Annotated in this window: 6 protein-coding genes; 4 read left to right on the forward strand and 2 right to left on the reverse strand. The window is 57.6% G+C overall.

Translation table 11 applies throughout. The features are described 5' to 3' along the window. Positions 1 to 65: 65 nt before the first annotated feature. Positions 66 to 1,058 carry a ligase-associated DNA damage response exonuclease gene (locus IQ273_RS30595; protein ID WP_194026863.1) on the forward strand — a complete coding sequence of 331 codons (993 nt, stop codon included), beginning with the start codon at positions 66 to 68 and terminating at the stop codon, positions 1,056 to 1,058. 47 nt (positions 1,059 to 1,105) lie between these two features. Here IQ273_RS30595 and IQ273_RS30600 read toward each other — a convergent pair whose 3' ends face one another. Both IQ273_RS30600 and IQ273_RS30605 read right to left on the reverse strand, forming a co-directional pair. Further along, positions 1,106 to 1,720, reverse strand: coding sequence for a hypothetical protein (locus IQ273_RS30600; protein WP_194026864.1), 615 nt, complete (start codon positions 1,718 to 1,720; stop codon positions 1,106 to 1,108). A 119-nt stretch (positions 1,721 to 1,839) separates the two neighbouring features. Beyond that, complete coding sequence (locus IQ273_RS30605; RefSeq protein ID WP_194026865.1) at positions 1,840 to 2,814, reverse strand: DUF4349 domain-containing protein; 975 nt, start codon at positions 2,812 to 2,814, stop codon at positions 1,840 to 1,842. 160 nt (positions 2,815 to 2,974) lie between these two features. On the opposite strand from IQ273_RS30605, the gene IQ273_RS30610 reads away from it, so the two are divergent. The 3 genes from IQ273_RS30610 to IQ273_RS30620 all read left to right on the forward strand — a co-directional run bounded on the left by IQ273_RS30610 (position 2,975) and on the right by IQ273_RS30620 (position 4,359). Next, positions 2,975 to 3,253, forward strand: a complete 279-nt coding sequence (locus IQ273_RS30610) for a hypothetical protein (protein WP_194026866.1) — start codon at positions 2,975 to 2,977, stop codon at positions 3,251 to 3,253. Positions 3,254 to 3,292: 39 nt separating this feature from the next. Next, positions 3,293 to 3,550, forward strand: a complete 258-nt coding sequence (locus IQ273_RS30615; protein WP_194026867.1) for a MoaD/ThiS family protein — start codon at positions 3,293 to 3,295, stop codon at positions 3,548 to 3,550. A gap of 323 nt (positions 3,551 to 3,873) precedes the next feature. After that, on the forward strand, positions 3,874 to 4,359 hold the full coding sequence (locus tag IQ273_RS30620) for a MerR family transcriptional regulator (protein WP_194026868.1): 486 nt from the start codon (positions 3,874 to 3,876) through the stop codon (positions 4,357 to 4,359). Positions 4,360 to 4,799: the final 440 nt, after the last annotated feature.

Below are 4,799 nucleotides of genomic sequence, written 5' to 3' on the forward strand. Positions count from 1 at the left end.
AGCTGGGGGTGATTGCCCTCGTGGTGGTGCTATTTCGATTAGAGAAAAAGGACTAGCGAGTTTCTATGGCGCTGATTACCGTGCGCCCCGAGGGGCTGTACTGCGAAAAAGGTGACTTCTATATCGATCCCTGGCGATCGGTCGAGACCGCGCTGATTACCCACGCCCACAGCGACCACGCCCGGTCTGGCTCGACCCAGTACATGGCGACGGCCCAGTCGGAGGGTATTCTGCGACGGCGGCTGGGGAGCGATATTCAGCTGCAGGGAATGGTCTACGGAGAACCGGTGAAGCTGGGCGAAACCTGGGTATCGTTTCATCCGGCGGGGCACGTGCTGGGCTCGGCTCAAATTCGGGTCGAGCACAACGATGAGGTTTGGGTGGTGTCGGGCGACTACAAGCGCTGCGCCGATCCGTCCTGCACCCCTTTTGAAGTGGTGCCCTGCGACACGTTTATTACCGAGGCCACCTTTGGCCTGCCCATCTACCGCTGGGAGAGCGGTGCTGAGACTGTGCGCCGCATCTATGACTGGTGGCAGGGCGATTCAGAGCGGCCGTCAATTTTGTTTTGCTATGCTTTTGGCAAGGCCCAGCGAGTGCTGAGCGAGCTGACGAAATTTACCGATCGCCCGGTTTATGTCCACGGTGCCGTTCACGTGCTGACCGAGATTTACCGCGAGCAGGGGGTGGATATGGTGCCGACGATCTGCACCTCGGAGCTGCCCAGCAGCCACAAGTACACGGGCGACCTGGTGCTGGCCCCACCCTCCGGCCACCGCTCCAGCTGGATGAAGCGCTTTAAGCACCCTCAAACCGCCTTTGCCTCGGGGTGGATGGCGGTGCGCGGGGCACGGCGGCGGCGCGGCTACGAGCGGGGCTTTGTACTCTCTGACCACGCCGACTGGCCAGGGCTCATTCAAACGGTCAAAGAGACTGGCGCGAAGACGGTGTACGTTACTCACGGTCAGTCAGACGTGGTGTCGCGCTATCTGCAAGAATCGTTAAATCTGGAGGCGATGCCTCTAAAGACCCTGTATGAAGGAGAGGACGACATTTAATGGAAGCAACCCCCTGGCTTGATGCTGCAATGGGCGGGCTGGCCCTGCTAATTTTGCTGGGGGGCCTGTGGATGCTCTTGAGCGGCGTGGGCGATATGGACCGCTGAGGGTTGTCGCCCCAGGGCTTTGGCGTAGGTCACCAGTTTACTTGCGGCGTAAAGAGCGGTAATAGCGAACATGCCTACCGCCACCCAGGCCTGAAACCGCTGGGCGATCCACAGGCAGGCCAGAATGAGAGCGATCGCATCTAGGGTCAGCACGTCGAGGCGCGATCGCCAGCCTGCTGACTGAATGGGCTGAGAACCAGTCGGCTCAAGGCGCAGGGTAGCCGCCAGGTTAAAGCCTATTACGCTGAGCAAAATGACCGCCATGCCAGAGCCCAAATAGCCTGCCGCTGCACCATAAAACCCCACTAGCTGGCCCACAACGGTCCAAACAACTATGCGGTCAAACTGTTTGAGTCTCAGATCGCCCAGGCGCTGACTTACCACCTCAACGTTCCGTAAATCGACTCGAGCCATATGGGCCTGCTCAAAAATGGCCAGCGCCAGCGCCAGCGCCAGCACCCGGTGGGGCCAGGGGTGAGGCTGCACCGCCTGGTAAAACAGCCCCATTGCCGCAGGCATAAACAGCATTGCCGCAAAGGTAGGAGAAAATGTCATAGCAAATGCACCGCTCGCTGGAGCGTTTAACCCGAACGGGTCAAGCATACCGCCAGATTCGGCATTTATGCTTATCCTGTGTGCCTATTCTTTAACAGGCTCTTGCTAACGCGAAAAACTTAGCCGTTGTCGGTCTCAGCGGCAACGGGCTGAGCCGGGCGGCTGTGCCAGAGCCGGTAACCGCCGTAGCCTACCGCCGCCAGCAGCACCCAGTAGGGGCTAAAGGCCAGCAGCCATAACCCTAGCTTTAACCCACTGACGGTAAATAATTTCACCGCTTGGGTCGCCGATTCCCAGGTATTGCCTAGGGTCTCGCCGACTGGGCGCAGAGGCGGTACCTGAGCTACAGGGCTTTGCAGGGTTAGGTAAATTTGTGAATAGGCCACCTGACGCTGGAGGTTTTGTTGCTGAGCCGCTATCCGTTCGACCGACTCGCGCACCGTACTGAGTTCTCGCGCCACCTCCAGCACGTGGGAAATTTCGCCCGATCGCTCCATAATTTTCAGCAGAGCCGCCTCAGACTGGCGCAAATTCTTTAGCCGGGCCTCAAGATCGACCAGCTGACTCGATACATCCTCCGCCGTCAGCGACTGCTGCTGTACCGTTCCCAACGGACGCAGGGCCTCTAGCACCGGGTCTAACTCGGCCTGGGGTACTCGCAGGGTCAGCGAAATCTGCTGGGCTGCCCCTTCAGGAGAACGGTGATCCTGCAAACTCAGCACATCCCCTTGAACCTGCTGAACAATGCTTTGCACCTGGGTGACTGCCGCGTCGAGATCGGTTAGCACCAGCACCAGATTGGCCTGCTTAACCAGCTGAGGCGTGGGCTGGCCAATATTGTTTGGGGCTGGCTCAATAATGCCGCTCCGGTTGGCCGTATCCGCTGCCCCTGGCTCTGCTGCCGGGGCGATCGCCTGGTTTTCCGCCGTAGGCGCAGCGCCGCCCATAGCCATATCGGCCTCGGTGGACATGGCCTCTTGCCTGAGCACAATTTCGGGTACTTCGGCACAGCCAACCATCAGGGTAGCCCCCAGGGCGATCGCCAGCAGGGTCGCACGATGGGTATGCAATAAGGAGGATGCAGAGCGGGTCATAAAGTTGCCTCAGCCAAACTCGGATGGCCTTACTATGGCCTGAGCCTGGCGGGGCCAAGTGCGACGTTACCAATACTGAAACCGAGTTGGAAACGCTAAGCTACAGCGTTCTCTGCGCACCAGGCAGGCCTTGGCTTAAAATTTGAATATAGGAGTGCTTATGACCACAACCCCCGATCGAGAACCCACCCTGGGCGACGTTGTTGAGCAAATTATTGCGCTGAGAAGCGACTTGGAACAGAGCCGCCAGGAGCTGAAGTCGGAGGTAGAGCGCTGGGACGAACGCTTCTTTCAGTTTCAGCGGGACAATTTGACCACGGCGCGCACCATCATCATTACGGCGGGGAGTGTGGTAATTTTGTCGCCGGTACTCCAGGCGTTTGCCCCGGCCATTCAAACGGTGGTGTCTCGGCTGGCCGGTATCGATGCCGCCCAGTAGCACTGGGCAAGATTTTCAGAACAGGAGCGATCGCCCCCAGTGCCAAACCCCATTACCATTACCGTTAAGCTCTTTGCCATTTATCAGGAGGCCTACGGCACGCCTGAGGTGCAGTGGCAGTTTCCCGCCGGAGCGACGGTGGGGGCGGCGCGCGATCGTGCGCTGGCCGAGCATCCCAAGCTGGAACCGTGGCGCGATCGTACCCGACTGGGCCTCAACCTCCAATTTGTCGCCGATGATACCCCGCTGCACGACGGCGACGAGGTTGTACTTATTCCGCCCGTCAGTGGCGGCTAGTACCGCATGGTCAAAATAAACCCATTGATCTAGGCTCCCTAGCTCCCCGGCCCCTCCGCAATTGGCAATAGTCGCCTAACTTGCACCGTCGAGCCCCCGGCCAGTACAAGCGACCTAACGCAAGTTTCCTGTTTTGCCAAGAGAACTTCAAAAAACGTTAGAGTTGCCGCATCCAATGTAGGGTAGGCGATCCCCATTTTTTCTATTTTTAAAGGATTGCAGAAAGTCCAAAAGTGTTCTCCACAATCCGGACTTTTTCATACCCATGGCGTAAAGTGGCTTGTATTGCCCCCATATCTAGCGTTTGTGTTGGAGCGCCCGCTATGGATTGGTTTCCTCGCCGCCATGCCATTGTCTTAGCTCGCAGCAGCCTAGGCCGACTCGCCTATCTCGAAAAAACAGGCATTATTGTGCCCCAGCGAGCCGGGCACCCGCCCCGTCTGGAGATACTCTACTCCTGGGAGCAAATCCTCGAAATCCGCGCCATTAGTCGGTTGCGGCAGCATCTGTCGTTTCAGACCATCCGCAAAATTTTACAGTACTTTGACGACCATGGTGTGGGCCGCACCCTGCGCGACAAGCACCTGGTGATTAGCCACCACGGGGTTAGTTGGGTACAGCCCAACACAACCGCCACTCCCCAGGTCATTCATTTGGTCAGCTATGGGGGCAGCTTTATGGGACAGTTTGTGCTGGTTCCTGTCGAGGCTGATGCGTCGGATTTAGGATTGTCTAGGGGCATAGCTGGCCCTCCCCCCCCCAAGGTGGTAGATCTTGAGCATTTTAGGCAGAAGGTGCGTCTGCGCTAGCCCCGGTTTGGGGGCGGTAGAAGGCTACCGATAGATCAGGAGCCAGGGCCGCAGCCGGTTGATCTAGCCGCAACAGATTGATGGTGGCAGCATAGCAGGTGCAGATGTAGCCCCTAGCACCGCCCAAATAATTTGCTCAACCATAGTATTTCTTGTCGTTTAGGATCGTATATTCAATAACTTGTACGGTTGGCTCTTCTGTAAAGGCGAATAACTAGGGCGAACAACCGTTCGCCCCTACCCAAGAATTGCACTTTAATAAATCCACATTCCTGAGGCGACTTCTGGAAAATAGTTTCCCGAATGGTGGGCAGTGCCCACCCTTGTATCTTAAAAAGTGTGGCAGACCGTCCCACCCTAGGTTAAGCAAACCGTGTGTAGCTTGGGTCGCCGCACCTTTCAGGATAAAACTCGAAAAATCGCCAGGAGCCTGTGACTCC

Source organism: Nodosilinea sp. LEGE 07298, from assembly GCF_015207265.1.
Lineage (GTDB): Bacteria > Cyanobacteriota > Cyanobacteriia > Phormidesmidales > Phormidesmidaceae > Nodosilinea.